This window comes from Vibrio sp. 10N.222.47.A9, assembly GCF_963872585.1.
GTDB lineage: Bacteria > Pseudomonadota > Gammaproteobacteria > Enterobacterales > Vibrionaceae > Vibrio > Vibrio splendidus.
Genome location: NZ_CAWNBB010000050.1, coordinates 18772 through 40992 on the forward strand (window position 1 = coordinate 18772; position 22221 = coordinate 40992).

The 22221-nt window shown below is 45.7% G+C and carries 14 protein-coding genes and 1 pseudogene; 8 read left to right on the forward strand and 7 right to left on the reverse strand.

Translation table 11 applies throughout. From position 1 onward, the window contains the following. Nucleotides 1-401 precede the first annotated feature (401 nt). From uraH to AACT19_RS15920, 6 genes are all read left to right on the forward strand, one after another. A complete protein-coding gene (gene uraH / locus AACT19_RS15895) occupies nt 402-755 on the forward strand; it encodes a hydroxyisourate hydrolase (RefSeq protein ID WP_017083063.1) in 354 nt (117 codons plus the stop codon). 245 nt (nt 756-1000) lie between these two features. Further along, nucleotides 1001-2344, forward strand: a complete 1344-nt coding sequence (locus AACT19_RS15900) for an NCS2 family permease (protein WP_017061593.1) — start codon at nt 1001-1003, stop codon at nt 2342-2344. A gap of 217 nt (nt 2345-2561) precedes the next feature. Next, a complete protein-coding gene (locus tag AACT19_RS15905; protein WP_076647276.1) occupies nt 2562-4013 on the forward strand; it encodes a nucleobase:cation symporter-2 family protein in 1452 nt (483 codons plus the stop codon). Between the two features lie 231 nt (nt 4014-4244). Next, the gene (locus tag AACT19_RS15910) at nt 4245-5609 is read left to right on the forward strand and encodes an 8-oxoguanine deaminase (RefSeq protein WP_076647279.1); all 1365 of its coding nucleotides are present in this window, start codon (nt 4245-4247) and stop codon (nt 5607-5609) included. A 768-nt stretch (nt 5610-6377) separates the two neighbouring features. After that, the gene (locus AACT19_RS15915) at nt 6378-7616 is read left to right on the forward strand and encodes an alpha-xenorhabdolysin family binary toxin subunit A (protein WP_076647282.1); all 1239 of its coding nucleotides are present in this window, start codon (nt 6378-6380) and stop codon (nt 7614-7616) included. 200 nt (nt 7617-7816) lie between these two features. Beyond that, nucleotides 7817-10213, forward strand: a complete 2397-nt coding sequence (locus AACT19_RS15920; protein WP_076647286.1) for a hypothetical protein — start codon at nt 7817-7819, stop codon at nt 10211-10213. A gap of 189 nt (nt 10214-10402) precedes the next feature. On the opposite strand, the pseudogene AACT19_RS15925 reads toward AACT19_RS15920, so the two are convergent. The 3 genes and pseudogenes from AACT19_RS15925 to AACT19_RS15935 all read right to left on the reverse strand — a co-directional run bounded on the left by AACT19_RS15925 (nt 10403) and on the right by AACT19_RS15935 (nt 15878). Next, a pseudogene (locus AACT19_RS15925) lies at nt 10403-11839 on the reverse strand (amidohydrolase). A 194-nt stretch (nt 11840-12033) separates the two neighbouring features. After that, nucleotides 12034-15051: an efflux RND transporter permease subunit gene (locus AACT19_RS15930; RefSeq protein ID WP_076647289.1), complete on the reverse strand. Its 3018-nt coding sequence runs from the start codon at nt 15049-15051 to the stop codon at nt 12034-12036. Between the two features lie 2 nt (nt 15052-15053). Beyond that, nucleotides 15054-15878, reverse strand: a complete 825-nt coding sequence (locus tag AACT19_RS15935; RefSeq protein ID WP_076647292.1) for an efflux RND transporter periplasmic adaptor subunit — start codon at nt 15876-15878, stop codon at nt 15054-15056. Between the two features lie 233 nt (nt 15879-16111). Between AACT19_RS15935 and AACT19_RS15940 the strand changes: the two genes are divergently transcribed. Then, nucleotides 16112-16810, forward strand: a complete 699-nt coding sequence (locus AACT19_RS15940; RefSeq protein WP_076647295.1) for a response regulator transcription factor — start codon at nt 16112-16114, stop codon at nt 16808-16810. A gap of 56 nt (nt 16811-16866) precedes the next feature. Then, entirely contained in the window at nt 16867-18117 is a 1251-nt protein-coding gene (locus AACT19_RS15945; RefSeq protein WP_076647298.1) for an ATP-binding protein, read from the forward strand. A gap of 82 nt (nt 18118-18199) precedes the next feature. Here the strand turns inward: AACT19_RS15945 and AACT19_RS15950 are convergent, their stop codons facing one another. The 4 genes from AACT19_RS15950 to hyi all read right to left on the reverse strand — a co-directional run bounded on the left by AACT19_RS15950 (nt 18200) and on the right by hyi (nt 22186). Continuing rightward, nucleotides 18200-18814, reverse strand: coding sequence for a TetR/AcrR family transcriptional regulator (locus tag AACT19_RS15950; protein ID WP_076647302.1), 615 nt, complete (start codon nt 18812-18814; stop codon nt 18200-18202). A 163-nt stretch (nt 18815-18977) separates the two neighbouring features. Further along, a complete protein-coding gene (locus tag AACT19_RS15955; RefSeq protein WP_076647305.1) occupies nt 18978-20288 on the reverse strand; it encodes a glycerate kinase type-2 family protein in 1311 nt (436 codons plus the stop codon). Nucleotides 20289-20475: 187 nt separating this feature from the next. Continuing rightward, nucleotides 20476-21372 (reverse strand): 2-hydroxy-3-oxopropionate reductase, encoded by an 897-nt coding sequence (locus AACT19_RS15960; RefSeq protein ID WP_017076971.1) that lies wholly within the window; start codon nt 21370-21372, stop codon nt 20476-20478. Nucleotides 21373-21409: 37 nt separating this feature from the next. Next, a complete protein-coding gene (gene hyi / locus AACT19_RS15965) occupies nt 21410-22186 on the reverse strand; it encodes a hydroxypyruvate isomerase (RefSeq protein ID WP_017075254.1) in 777 nt (258 codons plus the stop codon). Nucleotides 22187-22221: the final 35 nt, after the last annotated feature.

Sequence of the window (22221 nt, forward strand, 5' to 3'; positions counted from 1 at the left end):
CCTAACATAAGTGGTTGGCTTAGCCGCTCTTTAAGTAAGTCACCAAATGATTCAACCAAATGGATTCTCGATAAACAGAGCAACCTTACCCCTGTACATTTATTGTATACAATTATTTATCTCAATGTAAAGACTTTGTTATTCAAGTTAAATTTACGCACCATTACCAATTAAAAACAACAACTTAATAAAACCAAAACTCACCAAAAAACGATAATCAAGATCTATAAAGTCAGAAAAACGACACAATGGTTAACATTTTTCCAACAATTCACTTTACTAATTGTGTACAGTTCGTACATAGTTAGTGATAACAAAGTGACCAGTTGCATTCTTTGCAAGGTCGAAACAGACAGATAAACCACGGAACAGAGGAGCGCCAAAAGCGCTATTAAAGGACTATGGGAAGATTAACAACACACGTATTAGACACAACTCACGGCTTACCGGGTGCAGAGATCAAGGTAGAGCTTTATAAGGTCAATGAAGACTCAACAGAAAAGCTGGCGACGGTAATCACTAACTCCGATGGCCGAACCGATGCGCCGATTCTGGCAGGGAATGATTTCCGACCGGGGAAATATCAATTGGTGTTTTACGTAGCCGATTACTACAGAAGTAAAGGCGTGGAATTGGATGGCGTGCCTTTCCTAGACGATGTTGTTATTCGCTTTGGTCTAGATGATCCAGAAGCGCATTATCACGTTCCTCTTCTCGTCTCGCCTTACAGTTTCTCAACCTATCGGGGCAGTTAGTCTCGTGACCTAGAACTTCTAACTAGGCTCACCGACAAATATTAAGCAGATTAGTGCGTGCATCTAAAATGATGCGCGCTCATTAAACACGCTCATATAAAAATACTAATAACGTTATTAGTTAGAAGTTGATGACTAATCAACTGATAGCTAAAGAAATAGCGGCTAGGAAAAAACCTTAAAACTTAATATTGAAATCTCGCTGTATTCAATAAATGGATCACAACATAAAAGGACTTGCTGACATGAGTGAGAGTAAAACAGAAATACTCAACCAAGATGCGAATAACGGAATTTTAGAGAAACTCTTTAAAATTAAGGCCCACGGAAGCAGTGTGAAAAATGAGTTGGTCGGCGGTGTCACCACCTTCGCAACCATGGCTTACATCATCTTCGTTAACCCACAAATTATGGCCGCATCGGGTATGGATGCAGGAGCGGTATTCGTCGCAACCTGTATTGGTGCAGCTATCGGTTGTTTGTTAATGGGGTTATTTGCGAACTGGCCTGTCGGCCTTGCGCCGGGCATGGGCTTGAATGCCTTTTTCTCATTCACGGTAGTAAGCGAAATGGGCTACAGCTGGGAAGTGGCACTGGGTGCGGTGTTTATCTCAGGTATCTTGTTTGTCGGGATGAGTTTCTACAAAGTCCGCCAATGGATCATTGAAAGTATCCCTGTGAGTTTACGTTACTCCATGACTGCGGGCGTTGGTTTGTTCTTAGGCCTAATTGGTCTTAAAACAGCAGGCATCGTCGTCGAAAACCCAGCAACACTGGTGTCACTAGGTGACTTCACTAAACCTGAAGCGCTACTGGCCGCTATCGCTTTCCTGATCATCGCTGTTCTTAGTGAGCGTAAAGTATTTGGTGCGGTGTTAATCGGTATTTTGAGTGTAACGCTCGTCGGTATGATGCTTGGCTTAGTGCATTACAACGGCTTCTTCGCGGCGCCACCAAGCTTAGCGCCTACGTTCCTAAAAATGGACATTATGGGCGCTCTCGATGTTTCAATGATCAGCGTTATCTTGGCTTTCCTTTTTGTAAACATGTTCGATACCGCGGGTACTTTGATGGGCGTGGCTGAGCGTGCAAACCTAACTAACCCTGAAACGGGAAAAATTGAAGGCCTAAGCAAAGCGCTTAAAGCCGACAGTATCTCAAGTGTGGCAGGTGCGTGTGTGGGTTGTCCGCCAGTAACCAGTTACGTAGAAAGTGCAGCGGGCGTTGCAGCAGGCGCACGAACAGGCCTATCTGCGATTGTGGTTGGGGTGTTGTTCTTAGCTGCGATTTTCCTATCTCCACTTGCAGGCATGATCCCAGCTTACGCAACCTCTGGCGCGTTAATTTACGTAGCGTTCGTGATGATGAGCAGCATGCAGCACGTTGATTGGAAAGACTTCACCAACGGTGCTCCCGCAGCCATTACAGCGTTAATGATGCCTCTGACCTTCTCTATCGCGAATGGTATCGCACTGGGTTTCATTACCTACACAGTGCTGAAACTGGCGACAGGTAAAACAAAAGACGTCTCGATTTCGATGTACTTCTTAGCGGCTATTTTTGTCGCGAAGCTCGTGTTCATCGGTTAATCACCCAACGTAACTATCGCTTGGCTTGTTCGCAGGCCGAGCTATCAAGTCACATGCTAGAACAACATTTTTAAGAAAAAGCTAATTGTGCTAATCAGCGGAACACACAAATATCCGCTCGGTTAGTGCACCTTTTTTATGACCCTACGCAGTTTGTAGAAGTCATTATTTGACCGCCAATCGCCTGTAAACGGAAACACAGGCAGAGGAATATCAAATGAAACTTCTGTACACCCTAAATGAAAGACCGCCTCACGGCTTAACCTTCCTACTCGCATTACAGCACATGCTCGCCTCGATTGGTGGCATCGTCGCTGTTCCCCTTATTGTCGGCGCGTCAATTGGCTTGCCTAACACCGAGATCGTTTCGCTGATCAATGCTGCGCTGCTGGCGTCAGGTATTGTGACCGTCGCTCAATGTCTCGGTTTTGGCCCTGTTGGTATTCGGCTGCCCGTTGTGATGGGTTCGAGCTTTGCCTTTTTGGGCGTCGCCATTTCAATCGGCAATGAAGGCGGTGTCGCCGCGATCATGGGCTCAGCGCTTATCGGCTCGTTCGTGGTGATTGGTGCCAGCTTCTATATGGACAAGGTTCGGAAACTGTTCCCAACCGTGGTAAGTGGTGTAGTGGTTACCTTAATCGGCTTAACCATTTTACCAGTTGCCATGAACTGGGTCGGAGACTCTCCTGCCAACACAGAACAATTCGCCACACTACCTAAACTGTTTCTAGCCCTTGTATCGCTAGGCATCGTGGTCGGCGTATCGGTTTACTGTAAAGGCGCGGTTGCCGCTTCGGCCATCGTGATTGGTTTAGCGGGCGGCTACATTGTGGCGCTATCGCTCGGCATGGTCGACCTTGAGCAAATCAGCTCTGCCGCTTGGGTTGGCGGACCTGAACCCTTCAAATATGGCTTCACCTTTTCTGCGAGTGCCATCATCAGCATGAGCTTGGTGTACATCGTGGTTATCGCTGAAGCAACGGGTGATTTCATGGCACTAGGCAACAACTGCCAAACCCAAGTCAGCGGTAAAGACTTAAAACGTGGCCTATTGGGCGATGGTCTTGGTAGTACCTTATCTTCGATTTTAACGGCAATGCCATTGGCATCGTTCAGTCAAAACGTCGGCATTGTGGGTATCACAGGTGTAGCAAGTCGCTATGTTGTGGCTGCAACCGGTGGTTTGCTAATTTTAGGTGGCTTATTCCCGAAATTAGCCGCTATTGCCGTCACGATTCCGAAACCTGTTCTAGGTGGTGTGGGTTTTGTGATGTTCGGTATGATTGCCTACGCGGGTATCCGCATGTTGATCAAGGCCGCAGACACCAAGCGAAATGCCTTGGTAATCTGTGTTGGTTTAGCGTCTGGCTTAGCCGTCACTTTCGAACCAAGATTGCTGCAACACTTGCCGCATGACCTTGCGAACTTTCTTCATTCTGGCATTACAACAGGCACCATCATGACGGTGCTGCTAAACCTTGTGTTGCCGAAATCTTCACGAGCAGAAGAGCAAGAAGCACTAGCCGAAAGCCAAGCGCAAGTTGAGCTAGAAATGAAAGAGCAAGCTGAAGAAGAGTTACAGTCAAACGACCAATTAGAGATTCAACAAGCAAGTACAGAAGCAGACGTTCAAGCGACATCAGAAAACCCTGAGCCCAAAGCGAACTAGCTAGCTAAGCTAACTCTCGAACTAATTAAGTCTGGAACTAACTAAGTCTCAAAGTAACCCGGTCTAGAACTAACTGGTTCACTGACTGACGTAAAACCGATTTTCACAGAATCAGGGAATGATTAGAACATTGAACGTTTTAACGCCCTGATTCGAATTTATCTTCCAACAGCAAATACCAATAAAGACCCTCTTCCCTGAAAAGGCTGAGATGGCTAAGGACTACTATGAATGGAAACCATCTGGATTAAGAATCCTCTCGCAATCTACACTGGCTCACTAGCTGATGCAGAAGGCGGAATTGTCATTAAAGGTAATACAATCATTGAGCTGGTTGGCAAACACAAAGAGCCAACCTTGCCCGTAGATTACAGCGTCGACGCTTCTCGTCATGTTGTAACACCAGGGCTTATCAACGCGCACCACCACTTCTATCAAACCCTAACGCGTGCCTACCCCGGCGCACTGAATAAAGAGCTCTTCCATTGGCTACAAAGCCTCTATCCAGTTTGGGCCAATCTCGACTCAGAGATGATGAGCCTTGCCACAGAGTTAGCTCTGGTTGAGTTGATGATGTCGGGCTGTACCACAGCGTCAGACCATCATTACTTGCTGCCAAACGGGCTAGAGCACGCCATCGATTTACAAGTCGAGGCCGCAGAGAAACTTGGCGTGAGAGCGATATTCACGCGCGGTTCCATGAGCCTTGGGGAAGATGAAGGTGGGCTACCTCCACGACACACCATTCAAGCCGAACAAACCATCATTGATGACAGCCAACGCTTGATTCGCGATTACCACCAGCGCGATGAAGGGGCGATGATTCAAATCGCACTCGCGCCTTGTTCGCCGTTCTCAGTCACCACCGACCTGATGAAAGAGACCGCTAAGATCAGTGAGCGTGAAAACGTGATGATGCACACTCACCTATGCGAAACGCTCGATGAAGAGGACTTCTGTATCGAGAAGTTCGGTCTACGCCCTGTCGATTACCTAGAAGATGTCGGCTGGCTCAACGAACGTACTTGGCTTGCTCATGGTATTCACTTCAACCCAGAAGAGATCAAACGATTGGGCAAAGCAGGCATTGGCATCAGCCACTGCCCTACTTCCAATATGATGTTGGCTTCCGGTATTTGTAAGAACAACGACCTTGAAGCAGCAGGCGTAAAAGTCGGGCTAGGCGTGGATGGTTCTGCCTCTAATGACGGCTCAAATATGATTGCCGAAGTACGCATGGCGATGTATCTACAACGCCTGCAATATGGCTCTGCCAATGTTTCACACTTTGATGCACTGCGCTGGGCGACATCAGGCTCGGCACGCGCAATGGGCAGAACCGACATTGGTACGCTAGAAGTAGGTAAACAAGCCGACATCGCGATGTTCAAGCTCGATGATATTCGTTTCTCTGGCAGCCACGATCCACTGGCTGCACTACTACTTTGTGGAGCTCAACAAGCGGATAAAGTGATGGTAGCCGGAAAATGGCGAGTTAACGATGGAGCAGTAATTGGAGTAGACATGGAGCAACTGATGCACCGCCACCATGCTGCCGCCATGAAGCTCGGTAAGCTGGCGATGAATAACAACTAACTCAGACACTTGCCCATCAAACACTTCAAGCAGAAGTGAGTGGTTTTGATGGGCAAACACCCAGAACATCCTAAAGATTCGAAAATATCGCAAACATTCTAAAACCCCATGAACATGATGTCCTCTCAACCTACGTATCCATCTATTTCCTTAAATAATTCCAGCCTTAATAAATCCAAAACAATGTTATTAATTAAAGAGAATCTAATTTAACTTCATCTAATATAATTTCCACTAATAAAACACTCGCTAATAAAAAGCCACTAACAGAAACTTTCCTTAATATAAAACTTGAACATTATCTGGCACAGATCAAATTTAAAACGCTCGTTCTATTTATATATTCATCAAATTAATCAACAGATTTAGTAATAATGGGAATTATGAGGATAATTATACTTTTATCACTTATCGCATTTATGAATAGAATAAAAACCTCTCGAGGCCTTTCTATACCTAGCCTGACAAAAGACACAAGAGTAGTGACTTAAATATCATTAAATCCAATAGATCAACAATCAATCAATATGAATCCAAATATGTGATCTAAATATAACTTTTCATTATAAATCTACTATAGATTGACCAAATCTTATAAAAACAAAAAACACATTAAAGGGGTCAATTTTAAAAACAAAAAAATAATTACAAAAATAACAATATAAAACTATTCAATAACCCTTCATAAATATTTAAATAATGCCATCGAATGGTAGGGGGATTATTGTCTTTGTAAAAAGCTAATAACAAATCTAACAGGGCTAAACGATGAAAAAAATCACTAAAACACTCGTACTATCTTCGATTTCAATCGGGCTACTTTCTTCTTTTGCTTTCACTTCTCAAGCAGCGCCAGTTCAAATTAACCAAGCTTCAGCTGAACAAAACATACCTCAAGTCACCTACGATACGATAATTGGTGAGAATGGCGTCTTTATTGATTTAGATACCGACAACTTTATTCTCAAACAGCAAGAGTGGTATCAGATCCAAGCCTATGTCGAAGGTGCTTTAGCACTGCCCGTGACAAAAGCCAGTATGAAGTCGACTTTAAGTATTCCTAACGACATTCCTTTCTCTAATTTTCAAGCACTGGTCGAGCAATACTCAAACATTCACGATACTGCCTTTTATTGGAAAAAAGACCTTTACCCAAGCATCGTTGGCCTTTCATTAAGCTTGGCCAATTACGCACAAATTAAAGACTACATGCTCACCCCTTTGAGCGATGCTTTGAATGAAATGTTGGCCAAAGCATTCTCGCCACTGCCGGAAGATATAGAAGCAGTAGAACGCAACAGAAAAATGGCGATTGCTTACCTAAAAAGCCTGCAGAACTTTTCCATGAAATACCAACAAGAAGTGTCTGACGTTGGCGGAAATCTATTGGAATTTTCAGCCACACTGGACACGCAAAAATTGCAGCTAGATGTGTTGGAAGGTACCCATAACGGTTATCTAAGCGATGATGGCAGTGCGCTTCAGCAACGAGTGAATGACATCAATGCACGTATCACTCAGCTCAACAAAGATTACACTCACTACGTTACGGTCGCCTCTACCGCAGTGACTTATGCTTGGTTCCCTCTGGTTGCAGGGCCAATTATGGGCGTCTACGGCGATAAAGCAGAAAAAGCACGCAAACTTCGTAACGAATTACAAAACGAAGTAAAAGAGCTTCAAGAGCAGTTAACTTACACGCAAAAAATATATAACTCTTATCATCGCTCTTCGGAGAGTATCGAGATAATTTCTCAGCAAATTGAAAATGCGATTCCACATATTAATAAGCTGAAACTGAATTGGCAGAAAATGAATGCCGACTTCACTTCACTGCTCGTTGCACTAGAACAAGCTCAAGATAATGCCGATATCATGAGAGACGATACCATGCTTGGTGCGATAGGCGCTCTTGCGAATACAACAGTTGCAGAAAGTAACTGGAGTAATATTAGTGAGAAAGCAAAAGCGTTCGCAAACAATGCATATATCCAAAAAATGGATTAGTCCCTATACCTATCGAAAAGTAGCGCGACAGATAAAATCGACGCTATATACAGAAACGCTATACACAGCAACGAAACTGCTAAAAATATAACAAGATAGCCAAATTACCTTCCGAATAAGAAGCCGCACCTTAAGCAAATTAAGGTGGCGGCTTCTGCTACCCAAAATTTGGTGACTACTAATTTCGACAGGACATAAATATGAGACTTCTACCTATTATTATTTCTCTTTCATTTTCTCCACAGGCTTTTTCTAGCGACTGGCTTGAACTGAACAATTTACCCAATTCAACCGAATACCCAACCTGGGTTCAATCTGCCTATTCCGATGTTGGCGTCCTATCGCGTTCAACATCCGATTTACACATCAACCTAAGTGACTGGATTGCAGAGCAAAACCTCTATGTCACTAAGCCTTCAAAAGTTGTCATTTTTGCAGATACGATTGAGGTTCCAGAGAACTTCAACTTGCTCGTAAATAATCAAAATATCCTGATTTTTGCACGCAAAATCGTTGGTCAAGGCACGCCGACATTTGTGCTCGGACAACAAGGCTCTGCTGCCTCAATTTCTGTGATTGCGGGCGAGATAGAGACACCGATTAATGTGCTCGCTTTCCAAAGCGATGGCAGCATTACACGAGACGCTCTAACAGGGAAAATCGGTGATGGCGAATCCGTTGTCTTAGCAGGAGAGCACTACCGAAGAACCACCATCGATTCGAACATCACAGGGCAAATGAAATTGGCTTCTGAGCCTTTTACAGACATTGTTAATCGTTCTTTTGATATGGCTGCCAGCTTATACGATACCAACCCAGAACTTAGCCTCGACCTCATCAACTGGGTTGAACAGAGCTTACGTTACTCAGGTTCAGTGGTAGAAGACGATCCAATCCTTGCAGACCTTTACTTGCAAACCGTCGCGTTCAAACAATTCATTAGCTTCAGCACCAAAGAGAGCCACTATGTGCCTTATCTCGATAAGGTGTTGTACCAAGATAAATACGAAGCGTATCTGAAAGCGATGGTCGCGTATCAAGCTCAGTGGGACATTATTCAAGACAGAAACACGGTCATTGAAGACAAGATTGAAGCGGCTAAGTTGGCACTCGCTAACATCGAAGACGTTCTTAGAGCACAAACTTCAATCATCACACAAACCCAGTCCAACATAGACAAGATAGGCGATAGCCTGACCGAAGTAGATAGCCAATACAAAGCTCAGGAGTTAGTGACTCTCGATGCAAGAACGACTTATCTAGTTGGCGTAGAGAATTGGAAAACCCAGCAGCAACTCAACGCAGCTTTGGCGATTTTCAAAGCAATAGCCGAGATTGGCAGTGCAGTGAGTGGCGTGTTCACAGGCAACCTTTCAGGGGTCAATGACCTAACCGAGCAATTGGCTAAAACCCCAGAAGCATTAGAAAAAGCGAAAAACCTCGTCACCAATATCAAGTCTGTCACGGGCATTATTGATAGCGTCACTAAAACGATTTCTGGTATCTCTCAGCTCACCGCGGATATTAAATCAACTATCAAGTTCCAGAAGATATCGGAAGCGATGGATGGCTTTAACTTCAATATCCCAACCATCAATGAAAGCAATCTAGCGTGGGATCTGATGATCACCGAGATCCGCAGCAACTTAAGATATGCCGATAGCTTAGGCATTAAAGGGACAAGACAGTACTTACTAGAGCTTGAGAAACAGGTGCTTCTGGGTAAGGCAATTAACATCACCCAGCTTAACTTTGCTCAGGAACAAGCAAAGCTGGTCGACTTACTGTTAACCAATAACGTAACCATCAATCAACAGCAAAGACTGAATGATGCAATTGGGGGTTACCAGGTAGATACCGACAGCTTCGATTCGATTGAACGTGAACTATCAAGAGTGTTGATGCACTTCAAACGTCCGATGTACGTTGCTTTATCTAACTATGTTCAGGCATACGAATATTGGGCATTGAAGCCAAGCGAGATCACGCCTTCTCTCAACAAAAGCTACTTGGACTACCAATTTGATTTGGCGTCCATCGAAAGTGAGTATGTGAATGCTCTGTCTTCTTTCCAACCCGCGCCACAAGATTTCACCATCGATAACTACACCATTTCCAGCCCAGAACAACTCGAAAGCTTTGCAACAACCGGACAGCTCAACTTCTCTATTCCATTAGAGCAAGTCCAACTCTGTTCGTTTGACCGCGTTAGGCTATCCACGGTACGAGTGTTCTTAGAGGGTGAAAACTTACCTTATGGCAAGCAATTCAACCTGCGAGTCTCCAGTTCAGGCAACTATGCCGATCGATACGAAAATCAAGATTACCAGTTCAGCTCTAACCCCGTGTCACGCGCGTTCTACTACCGCCTTGATGATCCAACCACCAACGACATCAGCATCATTAGCGATGGCGCCGTAGCGAATGAGTTCGAATACGCGTACTTCCAGCCCACCCCATTCACTTCATGGAATGTCACGCTTAACAACTTTGATAAAACCGAGCAAGTGAACAACCAGTATCTAAAAGATATCGAACAGATTCGCGTCGAGTTCTTAGGTAGCGGTATTCCTAACGGCAACAGTTGCTCTAATTAGCTAAGTGCTACTTTAATTAATCAAGATCTTCTCTAACTAACCAAGTGCAACCTCAATTAACCAAGTGTTGCTGTCATCCAAAGAACTGAGGTTCAAGGAGTAAGGTTCTGGAGAGAGTTCGTAACAAAAAAAGGCCGACATGATGTCGGCCTTGTTACTTCTATTCGATTTTGGAATCCGATTTACTTCCTAATCCATCAAGCTCTTAGATTTAATCGCCTTCTTTGAAAGCTCTTTGGCAAACGCTTTGATATCTGTTTCAAACTCATCGACACTTTGGCGGATTTCATCCAGTTGAACCGTCTGCATCACGCGGTTCTCCATCACGACTTGGCCGTTAACAATGGTGGTGTCGATGTTGCTTGGGTTCGCTTGGTAAACCAATGTCGCATATGGGTCGTAACTTGGCATCATGTTTGCCGATTGTGTCTCTACAATCACGATATCCGCCTTCTTACCCACTTCAAGAGAACCAATTTGGTCTTCCATGTGTAGGGCTTTCGCACCACCTAATGTTGCCATTTCAATAACCTGTTCAGGAATCATAATGGTGCGGTCTGAATGCTTCAAACGTTGCATGTTTGCTGCGTAACTTAGAGTACGCATGATATCGACTTGATTGGAGCTCATTGGGCCATCTGTTCCTAAGCCAATGCGCATGTCGGCACGATACATCTCCCAAGCAGGCGCAATGCCTGTCGCCCCTTTGGCGTTCGCCATTGGGTTGTATGAGATACCCGCGTCAGCTTGCTTGAGAAGCTTTTGGTCATTTTCTGAAAGGTGGATGCCGTGAGCAATCACTACACGCTCATCAAGTACGCCGATTTCATCCATGTATTCGACCGGTGACGTAGCTTTGGTTTCGTCTTTGATGCGCTTTTCTTCATTCGGGAATTCAGCAACGTGAATCAGCACTGGCACATCGTATTGAGCAGACAGCTTGTTGATTTCTTACAGCTTATCTTTACTCACGGTGTACACCGCGTGTGGTGCATAAGCAGGTGTGATTAACTCGTCGCTTTTGTATTGCTCAATAAAGCCTTTGGCATACTCAATCCCACCGTAAGGTTCTTTAGCATCGACCACCGGGAACTTAATCACGGTTTCGCCCAACACGGCACGTAAGCCAACTTCTTTGGTCGCTTTTGCCATTTCATCCATGTGGTAATACATATCAACATAAGTGGTCACACCGCTTTGTGCCAATTCGATAGAGCCAAGCTTGGTTGCGTTGTAAATCAGTTCACGGCTTAGCTTTTCGGCTTCTAGAGGGAAGAAGTAAGCGAATAAGCGGTTCGAGATGCCCTCTTCTCCTAAGCCACGGAACGCGATCATAGGTAAATGGTTGTGTGCATTGACCATGCCCGGCATAACGATTCCATCTTGAGCATCAATCACCTTTTCAGCGCGATATTGAGTGATCAAATCCTCGTTACCAACTGCGATAATCTGGTCGTCTTTCACCACTACCACACCATCTTCAATCACATCCATTTCAGAGTTGATGGTGAGAACCTGTCCGTTGGTGATGATCAGATCAGCGTTGTATGTTTGCGTCGCGACCGTTGAACCGCAACCTGCCAGTAGAACTGCGCTGATGGTGCATGCCAAGCTTTTAAGCGTCATTGCTAAACCTTAATGTTGTGCGTGTAATATTGTTAGCGGCTTCATCTATAAGTTTCCAGCTTTTCGCTTTTCAGAAGAGTAAGTGCCGTCAATTTTCGCGATACTATAACCTGTCATTTAAATGAAATGGCATACCTAATCGAACCGAATTCAAGATAAATGAGTTATTGCACAACAAGTCACAAAACCGCGCGTCATGACTCACTGTTGTTAGATCGAGAAAAGAACAACGCATACATTGCAGGAATCACCAAGAGCACAACGGGCAAAGAGAACAACAAACCATAGCCCAGTGTTAGCGACATTGGCCCCATAAACACGTCTGTTCCACCTAATCCATAAGCCAGAGGAAGCAAGCCAGCAACCGTGGTCAGTGATGTCATCACAATCGGGCGAAGGCGACTGACCGCAGCTTGCATCACTGCGTCTATCGCATCTAAACCTTCGATTCTTAGCTCGTTGATTCGGTTAATCAACACTAGTGAGTTGTTGACCACCACGCCTGTCATGCCTAGAACACCAATCAAACCAAACAAAGACATCGGCTGCATGTGAACCACGAGTGCCATTAATGATGCCATAATCGCAAACGGGATAACCGCCATTATCAGCAGCGGTTGCAACAATGAGTTGAACATCACCGCCAATACAAAGTAGATCGCCACCATTGCCGCGGGGAACACCACCATAAAGCCACTCATGGTCTCATTGGTACTTTCCGCTTCGCCACCAACGCTAATGGTCACGCTCGATGGATATTGACCTGTAAGCTCTGTGATTAGCTCATCGGCTAATGCGACTGAACTAATACTCTCGTCAGATAAAGCCGCTGATACCGTCACTTCACGCTCTCCGTTATAGTGCTTAATCAGACGAGGGATTTCTATCGGTTCAACCGTTGCTAGTCGGCTGAGCGGTAGTTGTTGCCCTTCTGCCGTGTAGATTTTAGTCGTTTTCAATTTCTCGATATCGCGAAATTGCTCGTCCAGAACAACACGGATATCGACTTCTTGATCGCCAAGCCAAGTGGAGGTCACGCTATTACCGTCAAAGCCGACTCGCAGCGCATTCGATAAGTCACTCACCGTTAAGTTGTATTTCGCCAACCAGTGATACTGAGGAACAATATTCAGCTGAGGATCTTTCAGTGCCTCACTGTGATTAATGCTGGTCACGCCTTTGTAATCTTCTAGCCAAGTCATCACCAAATCCACGGTTTGATTACGTTCACTCTCGGTTCCGCCAAGTACACGTACCTCAACAGGGGCGCCGGGAGGAGGACCACCAGCATCAATCGAGAACTTGATGAACATGCCATCAGACACCACTTTCAACTCTTCATTAAGCGCCGTAATAATCTGCTCTGCAGAACGGCTGCGCTGGTCAAAGTTCGTTAGGTTGATGATGCCCTGCGATACCGGTGATGAGTAAACCAATTCATAGCTAACCAGTTCCGTTTCCGGCAGGGATTCAATCGCTTGCTCTATCGACTGATGGGCTTCTCGCACCTTGCTTAGCGGCGTGCCTGCCTTCACTTCGGTGTAGACCTCAATGTATTTACCCGCTTCTGTCGGGAAGATATCCACTTTCAACGAAGACACCAAAAAGCCAGCAACGGAGAAGCCAACCAACGCCAATACAATCACTGACTTCTTATAATTCAGAGCGAGACTGAGCAGCGAACGGTAGTGGTTCGCTATCCATTCAAATCGATCCTTTTCTTGTGTCTTTGAGTTGCTCTCTTTCGCCAACGATAAATGCGCTGGCAGCGTTAAGGTACATTCAATGAATGAGAACACGAGCGCAGCAATAACGGTAATTGGAATCACCGCAACCGCCTTGCCCATGGTGCCCGGAATAAACATCATTGGGATAAATACCAAAGCCGTTGTCACAAGGCTTGCCATCAACGGCTTGATCACCTTTAACGTACCCGACACCGCAGCATCAACACCTTTTTTACCCGCTTCCTTCTCTTGGAAAATACTCTCAGCAATGATCACTGAATCATCAACGATAATACCGATCACCAACAACAATGCAGCCAATGTGATGCTGTCTAAATTAAGCCCAATAATCGGCAAAACAATCATCACACCGAACACACAAAACGGGATAGAAACCGATACCCAAAAGGCGACGCGTCGTTGCAGGATCATGCTCAAGATCAGCAGAACCAACACCAGACCTATCGCACCATTGGTGGCCACGATAGCGAATTTCTCACCCATGTCTTTGCCAAGGTCGAGGCTGGTCTGGAAAATGAATTGATCGCCAATGCGTTCGCTTTCTTTGCCCAACAAAGCTTTAATACTGTCGATGGTGGTAATGACATCCGCACTGCCACTGTTTGTGATTGAGAAAATCACCGCAGGTTTCCCACTCAGAACGGGATCTTCGGTTGCTCGCGCAAAGGTATCAATCACCGTTGCTACATCAGACACACGCACGACCTGACCTGAATCTAACGCCTTAATTACGATATCAGAAACATCACTGGTCGACGCCACTTTGGTCATCGTGACGATCTTCTGCTCTTGGCTCCATGACTCTACAAAGCCACCCGATTGAGACAGGTTATGCTGCTCTATCGCGGTGCTCACATCATCAAAAGCAACTTGGTAACGGCGTGCTTTCTCAGGGTCAACTTCGACCCAAAACTCTCGTTCGTTAAATCCAGAAAGCTTGATAGAACCTACGCCACCAAGGTTGTTGATTCTCTTTTCTAGCTGATACGCGTAGTGCTGTAATGACTCAAGTTCGGTGTTGCTGTCTGATAAACTCACACCAAAATGGTACACATCCAAAGAGGAGGTTTTCTGTTGAGTCACAACCGGTGGCGAATCAATATCTTTGGGTAAGTTTCCGACTCGATCGATGGCTTGTTGAATATCTCGCAAGATCACCGCCGCGTCTTCACCGGGTAAATATTCGACCTCAATAAAAGAACGCCCTTCTGAGGATTCTGATGAAAAGTAGGCAATGCCATCCACAGAGCGAAGTTCTTTCTCTATCGGATTCGTGATATTCAGTTCAATATCTTGAGCCGTCGCGCCGGGATAAATGGTTTCGATCTCCGCCGTGTCCATCGCGACATCGGGATACTCTTGCAACTTGAGTTGCATTAACGACATAGCCCCCGTCAGCAGCACCATTACCGTAATGATGCGAGCCAAAAACTGACGATTCGCGAAATATGCTAAAAAGTTCATCTCTACTGCCCTTTACCTTGGTTCGAGTTCGATGCAGTTTGAGCAGCTGTTATATTTGTCACCGAAAGATCTGTCGAGGCGTAAACCGACATCCCCGGCTTAAATTGATGCCCTTGGTTGGTGATCTCGACCAATACTGGGTAAGTTAAATTTTGCATCTCGACACCAATACGCTGCACATTCGCTTCCATTTTTATCTCTGGGTTAGTTTCAGACCACACCACGACTTCCTGACCAACGATGAAATGCTTTAAGTCATACTCACTCGCCATAAATGACAGAGTGACTTTATCGATATTGACCACTTCATAAAGCAAATCGCCTTCACTCACCCAAGCTCCAGATTGCGCGGGTTTGTTAGAGATATAGCCCGAGATAAGAGATTCAATTTGAGTGTTTTCGAGATCCACTAGAGATTGTTGGTAATCGATTTGAGCGACGGAAACTGAAGCTTTAGCACTGAGAAACTCGGCACGCGCTGTATCTAACTCCCCCATTGAAAGGCTGTTCTTTTTGATGAGAGCTTGATAGCGGTTATATGTAGCCTTTCGTAATGCTAGATCAGCCTGCGCAAGGGTAAGATTGGCCTTGGCCTTATCCACGCTAAACTTAAAATCATCGGCTTTAATCTGAGCCAGTATTTGTTCTTGGTTTATGGCGTCACCCACTTCAAGGTTATTCATCTCCACCACACCGGGCACCTCAGCCACAACACTGTGTCTGTTTAACCCTTGAACGTGACCGATCAGCTCTGTTGCTTGAGCTAGTGGTACTTGAGTCGTTGAGACACCGAGAAGTGCTGCCAGCGCGATAATTTTAGTTTTCATAATTCAACCTTCACCTATTGATGTGAACTATTGTTGAACTGGCTTTGTCGAATTAAAGTCGAAGTCGATTCGACATTGAAAAAGAATCTGATGAAGCTCCATTTTTTTAATCAACGCTATCAATTAGACATAAATTCGACATAATTTTAGGTAGGCTACATTTTTTCTGGGAGTCGATGTTTTGATGGGAACAGACGTTTTAATGAGAGCAGATATTTTAGTGGAGCAAGTCGATGCTTGAACGCAGCCGTATTCTAGTCATTGAAGACAATATCGAACTACAAGGCATTATTGCCGACTTCTTAGAGGTTAAAGAGGCAATCGCAGATTTTGCTTCTGATGGCGAACAAGGTCTTAATCTAGCCATGCACAATGACTTCGACGCGATTGTTCTCGATGTCATGTTGCCCAAGCTTAACGGCATGCAAGTGGCAGCTAAATTGCGCCAAAATGGCATAACGACACCGATTTTGATGCTAACCGCGTTAAATGGCCAAGAAGACCTATTAAGCAGCTTCGATTCCGGCGCCGATGACTTTGTCACTAAGCCGTTTAAATTTCCAGAACTGGAAGCTCGTCTTTGCGCGCTGATCAAACGCAATAAAGGCTTGGTTGCTCAAAAGATCTTAAGCTATGGCGAGGTAACGATTGATGAGAAAACCCATACCGCCTCCAGAGACAAACAACCCCTCACCCTAACACCAATCTTGTTCCAAGTTCTAAGAGAGTTAGTGAAAGCTCAAGGCGGCGTCGTATCTCGTGAAAGCTTGATATACATGCTGTGGGGCGATGACATTCCTGACAAAGATGTACTCCGTAGCCATATCTATTTGTTAAGAAACGTCCTCGATAAGCCATTCAAGTTTCCTATGTTGAAGACGATTCCTAAACACGGTTTTCAATTGATTTTATCTGCAAGCAAGCCGCAATAAACATGAAAATTCGAACCAAGCTAGGCAACTCCATCGAGGATGTCAGGATCCGCACCATGCGTACCTTTGCTGTCATCGCACTGGTTTCTTCATGCGTGGTATTTTTTGTGTTCTCGCTTCGTTTAGTTTGGCAGGAAGAAGCTCAAATCGAGAGCCACCTGAAATCATTTAAAGGTGTGGCAGAACAATTCTACAAACGCCTTTCACCCGAAGGTAGCCTAAAACTCTCGGACAACGTGACGGCTTATTATGGTGAAGGCGACTTTACCGACCAACTAAAAAAACTACCGCCCATGGCACTGGATACAGTGGATCGCCAACGTTTTGAAATAAGACTCTCTGAAAATGACACTCTTATTCCCGGCGTGGTCGTCTATCACTTTTCCTTCGAAGACCAAGGCAATAACATTCCGACTTACATCGCCATCAGCTCCTTTGACATGGACTTGTGGGACGACAGTTGGGGCGTATTGATGGCAACCTCGACCTTGCTGATGCTTGGGTTGATCATTGTGTTACGCATTACCCTCAAGCGGGTGTTTGACCAACTGATGGCACCAATTGAAAACCTAAGCACCCAACTCAGCAAGCATGAGTCCGATAACTTCCACGTCCCGACCAACACCGTTGATGAGCTGCAGTTGCTCACTTCGCACCTCAATAGCTACTCAAAGATGAAAGACCGCCTATCAAAGCAAGAGATGATGTTCGCGAAGTACGCGAGCCATGAATTGAAAACACCGATCGCGATTGTGACTGGCGCTGCCGAATTGCAAGCAATGAAGCCTAGCGACCTAGCATTTCAAACCAAACAACGTAATCGTATTCTCGGCGCAGCCAATGGCATGAGCGCCACCGTTGAAATACTGCTGAACATTGTTAAACAAGAGAACTCTTCCACCGAAAAGACACTAACGGCTATCGATGAAGCCGCTATCGATTTATCGAAGTACCGCACGATGTTAGCTCCAGGTGTTGAACTACAGTTAAACATTGGGCCAAATACTACGCTTAACATGCCTTTGCCAATCGTCAATATGGTGCTTAAGAACTACATTGAAAACGCGCTTCGATTCACCACGCAAGGTAAAATCACGGTAATCATCCACTCTAATACCATTTCAGTTACTGATACTGGTGCAGGGCTGAGTGATGATACAAAAACAGAACACGGCCTTGGTTTAATCATCGTCAATCGTATCGGAGACAGTTATGGCTGGACATCAACTCTAACTGATAACGCGCATTCAGACTCAATACCAGACACTTGTGGTTGTACCGCCATTTTTTCTCGAAGCGACACATAAAGGTCACTATTCCATAAAGCAACACAGACAAAAAAAGGACATCGAATGATGTCCTTTTTTGTATTAATTTGAGGTCAAATAACTAAGCTTTTCCTTTCACACCGCACCCTTTAATCACCAACTGGGTGATGAACTCAGCGGCATCTTCATAGTCTTTATCATCGAGCTTATCTTTCTGCATCACGCTGCAAATCTGCCAGCCAAAATCAGCATAGGTTTGGGTGGCTGCCCAGATGGTGAACATTAAATGATGTGCAGGAACATCGTCCATTAGATCTTGTGCCGACCATGTTGAGAACTTATCGAGGATCATCTGGGATTGCTTATACAGCTCATCGCCAATCTCTTTCGGCAGCACCTTAGCGCCCGACATCACTTCATTGGCAAACACTTTAGAGGCATGTGGATGGTCGCGAGAAATGATCAGTTTGGTTTGAATATATTGGGACAAGGCTTCAACAGGATCGTTGAGCTCTTCAATCGGACGAGACGCTTCCAGTAATGGCTGAGTGACGGTTTCAAGCACAGCGTTGTAGAGCTTATCTTTAGAGCTGAAATAGTAGAAGACGTTGGGCTTGGGAATGTCGGCCGCTTTTGCGATATCTGCCATTTTTGTTGCGGCATAACCATGAGTAGCGAATTGTTCACACGCGACTTCGATGATTAAATCTTGATTCTTTTGTCTGATCCTAGACATATTGCATCCTTTACAGCTCGTTACTAAAATCATAGTAATCAACGTGCTTCATTAGTCCAGAAGATAATCTCAGAACTCAAGGTCACCGCATTGATAACAATAAAATGGCCGCTCTATTTGTTAAGAAGCGACCATTCCATACCGTGTTTTTGAACTGTTCAAGTTAAAGAATCAATATTGCTCTGAAGTCATTCACATTGGTCAGCGTTGGTCCCGTGGTAAGAAGCACATCGACTTGCTTGAAAAAATCGTAGCTGTTGTTGGCATCGAGGTAGTCTTGCGCTTTAAGCGACAGGCTCGAACCTTGTTGCCATGTTTGAGGCGCGATCCATGCGCCCGCATTGTCTTCCACGCCATCAATCCCGTCGGTATCGGCAGCCAATGCGAAGATATTGTCTTGGCCTTTGAGCTCGTTATACAAGCTTAAAAGGAACTCACAGTTACGCCCACCGCGACCATTTCCCTTAACGGTTACCGTGGTTTCCCCGCCGGAAAGTATCACGCAAGGCGTCTCGAATGGGTGCTTGTTATTAGCCACTTGCTTAGCCAGCGCTGCATGAACCTTCGCCACTTCTCGCGCTTCTCCCTCTATGCAATCACTCAACACATAAGCCGGAATACCTAAGCCTTCAGCTTCTGCTGCAGCGGATTCCAATGCCGACATCGGGGTGGCGATAATATGGTGCTCCGCGTTCTTCCAACAGGCATCATCTGGCTTAATGGTCTCTGACTCTGGATTATTTAGCCATTCAAATGCCGAGCGTGGTGTTTCTATTTGATAACGTTCTAAAATGGCCATCGCATCAAAACGCGTGGTGGTGTCGGGTACGGTTGGGCCCGATGCAATCACACTGATGTCATCACCCGGCACGTCCGAAATCGCCAGTGACACAACTCTTGCTGGATACGCAGCTTTGGCGAGTCGACCACCTTTTATCGAAGATAGATGTTTGCGCACACAGTTCATCTCATCAATGGCGGCGCCTGATTTAAGCAGCGCCTTATTGATTTGTTGCTTCTCTGCTAGGCTGATGTCACCACCGGGTAAGCTTAATAGTGCAGAGCCGCCACCCGACAATAGACAAATAACCGTGTCGTCAGCGCTCAAGCCACTCACCAATTGCAGCATACGTTGGCTCACTTCTAAGCCCATCGCATCTGGCACGGGGTGCGCAGCTTCAATCACTTCGATATGTTCGCAAGGGGCGGTGTGCTCATAACGAGTCACCACTAAGCCTTCAAGATCACGCAGTGCGAGATCTTGCTGTTTCTTTGACTGCCAAACCGCTTCAAGCTCTGCGGCCATCGACGCGGCTGCTTTTCCTGCTCCTATCACCACAGTACGCCCGGCTTGATTAGCAGAGCGATAAAAAATGTCTTGAGGAAGAAAAGGTTCGATGTGATTTTTAGGTAGCGCCTGATTAACAGCACTTGAGAAAAGGGTTTGCAGAAACTGCTTAGCATCAATGTCCATCATCCACTCCTTAGTTGACGGAGAAAAAAAGAACCCCGATACAAGGCCAAAGGGTGCCTGCTAAGATCAAGTTGGAAAGGAACAACTTCAACCTTTGCCTCGTATCAGGAACGCGTGTAAAAGGAGACGAAACTACGCGATTTATAAACAAACTGTTGGGCTACGCATCGATAGCAGCCCTAATTAATTAACGAATCGAGTGGTCAGAACGTTTCTCAATCGCTTGGATAAGCGCAGAGTGGTCCCAACCTTCACCGCCCATTTCGGCGCACTCGCCAAATAGCTCTTGAGCGTTAGCCGTATTCGGTAGTGCGACACCTAATTCTTGTGCGCCCGTTAGCGCAAGATTCAGGTCTTTCTGGTGAAGCGAGATTCTAAATCCAGGATCAAATGTACCTTCAACCATGCGCTCGCCATGCACTTCCAAGATCTTAGAGTTAGCAAAGCCACCTAATAGCGCCTGACGTACGCGTGCTGGATCAGCACCTGCTTTCGAAGCAAATACTAACGCCTCAGACACGGCTTCGATATTCAGAGCAACGATGATTTGGTTTGCGACCTTACAGGTTTGACCCGCACCGTTGTCGCCTACTAGCGTGATGTTCTTACCCATGATTTCGAACAGAGGTCGTGCTTTATCAAAGGCGTCTTGCTCACCGCCCACCATGATAGTCAGCGCTGCATTAATAGCGCCTACTTCGCCACCTGATACCGGTGCATCAAGGTATGAAGCACCACCTTCATTGATTCGCGCTGCAATTGCTTTGGTCGCGATTGGCGAGATCGAACTCATGTCGATAACCAGTTTTCCAGCTGCACCGCCCGCAGTTAGACCTTTCTCGACGCCGTTGTCACCAAACAGGACATCTTCAACTTGTGGTGTATTCGGCACCATTAAGATAACGATATCTGCTGCTTCAGCCGCTTCCGCTGGTGAATGACAGACCGTTGCGCCCGCAGCCACAAGGTCGGCAGGTGCTGCATTAAAGTGATCCGACAGAATCAAATCGTGACCTGCTTTTTGAAGGTTACTCGCCATAGGCTTACCCATGATGCCAGTTCCGATAAATGCAATTTTAGACATGTTGTTCTCCTTAACGTTTGAGGGTTACCAGACGCAATTAACGGTACTGGTGTAGCCAACCAAGGCCTTCTGTCGTCGTTGTTTTTGGCTTGTATTCGCAGCCAACCCAGCCTTGATAACCAAGCTCATCAAGATAATTGAGCACGAATGGGTAATTGATTTCTCCGGTACCTGGTTCGTGTCGGCCTGGATTATCCGCCAGTTGCACGTGTGCGATTTGGCCAATATTTTGTTGCATGGTCGGCGTAAGATCGCCTTCCATAATTTGCATGTGATAAATATCGTATTGGATAGAAAGGTTATCGCTCCCTACCTCTTTTATGATCGCTTTGGCTTGCTCAGTCGTGTTCAAGAAGAAGCCCGGAATATCACGGGTATTGATCGCTTCTATCACTAAGCTGATGCCTTCTGCTGCTAGCGCGTTCGCCGCGTAATGCAGGTTAATCACAAACGCCGATTGCGCATCTTGTTGGGTCACACCTTGCGGAACAATCCCGGCCAAGCAATTCACTTGAGTACAACCGAGCGCTTTTGCGTAAGCGATGGCTTTAGGTACACCCGCTTGAAATTCTTCAACTCGCGCAGGGTCTACCGCGATACCACGGTCGCCAGCGTCCCAATCACCCGCGGGCAAATTAAATAGCACTTGCTCTAGGTTATTAGCGTCGAGCTTTGCTTTGATTGCCTGAGCATCAAAGGCGTAAGGGAAAAGATACTCCACACCTTGAAAGCCCGCTTCTGCGGCAGCTTCAAAGCGATCCATAAAATCAACTTCCGTGAATAACATTGACAAGTTTGCTGCAAATTTTGCCATGACTCTGTCCTTATTCTTTATCTGTAAAAATCTGG